This window comes from Aquirufa sp. ROCK-SH2 (assembly GCF_054558315.1).
On the sequence record NZ_JBPXKB010000011.1, the window covers coordinates 474 to 2,065 of the forward strand.

1 protein-coding gene is annotated in these 1,592 nt (G+C 37.7%); it reads left to right on the plus strand.

The annotated features are described in order from the left end of the window. Positions 1-1,592 (plus strand): immunoglobulin domain-containing protein (locus tag V7S79_RS12180; RefSeq protein WP_459490871.1); only part of this gene is annotated, 1,592 nt, incomplete at both ends.

The window sequence follows — 1,592 nt, forward strand, 5'->3', positions numbered from 1 at the left end:
AGTTTACGAATGTAGCTGCTGGTACTTATACATTACGAGTGAAGAATGCAGATGGTTGCGTGAAGGCTTCAACGAGTACTTTGACAGTAGTGGCAAATGCGGGTTTACCTACCATTCCTGTTTCTCAATTAGATTCCTTAACGAATAATTGTAATGTAAATTCGGTAGATTTAACTCAAGCAGAGCCATCCTCGGTTAGTGGGATTAGTTATGAATGGTGGAGAGGAACGGATTCAACACGAGCGAGTCGAATTTTGAACCCAACCACCTATTCGAGCACCTCAAAAGTGTATTTGTGGTCTAAAACGGCTGATGGATGTTATAGTTTTAAAGCAGATTCATTACAAGTTCAAATCGTAACATGTTGTGTTGATTCGGTCGGTGTATTAGCACCAACGGAGCCAAATGTTGGATTTCAATATGAACCAGCAACCATTAATTATTTGGCACATACGGGTTATACCGCTGGAAGTGTAGTACGCTATGTGCTAGTTAATCAAGCAGATGGGAAAATCAAGGCCATTAATAATATTTCACCAGAATTTAGTGGAATTGGATCTGGTTATTACAAAATACATGCCCTAGTTGTCCGTCCTGAAACGACTATTACGGGATTAAGTGAGGGTAATAAATTTAACAATGTACTGCCAAATTGTACAAATACACCTTTTTATCAATTTGTTGTATTTACTTCTTGTGATTATGAATCGATATGGAGTATGCCAAATCCTACCACTTTACCAGCAGGTAAATCACAAAAGTTTGTTTTGGTAGATGGTTTTGATTCTAATAAAATAGTTGCTGTAAGTGATAGTAGTCGATTTAATTCCTTATCGACATATTCCAGTTATGAAATTGTACAAATTCAATATACGGGCACAATTAGTAATTTGGCTGTAGGGAATTTATTATCATCAGTAACTGCAACTGATTTGGATTTGTTTTCGAGTAGATATTTCAGTCATTGTGAACCCGTAGTTTTGCAGATAGATGGGGAAGTCTTTAATGATTTGAATAATAATGGAACTATTGACTATTCAACAGAAAGTGCAACTGGTTTGCCACCTGAAAATAATGATTTATTTGTTAAGGTATTGGATTCCAATAATACTGTACTAGCTGTTTCACCAGTTGTAGATCATTATTTTACCTTATCTTCAAGTTTCGAGGATGGGACTTATCGATTAATCTTTGATACGAATGAAGATATGACAGATACAACTTTGACAACACCAGCTTATTGGGAGTCGAATCCTAAAGAATTTGTTGTTGAGGGGGGAAGTGTTATTACTCCGAATTTCTTTTCTGGAGGTGCCACAACGACCCAATTGGGTATGCATTGCACCTTACCTGCACCATTACCAGGAGTATCAGGAGATAGTGTTTCATATTGTTTAGGAGCGAGAGCAAATCAACTTGAGGCACAAGCGGTAAGCAATGCGACCCTAAATTGGTATACAGTTGAAACGGGAGGGACTTCGAGTATGACAGCACCAACACCATCAACGGATAGTTCAGGAACCTTCCATTATTATGTGAGTCAGACCTTACAAAATATGGAAAGTGCGAGAACTACTTTTACGGTGATTGTT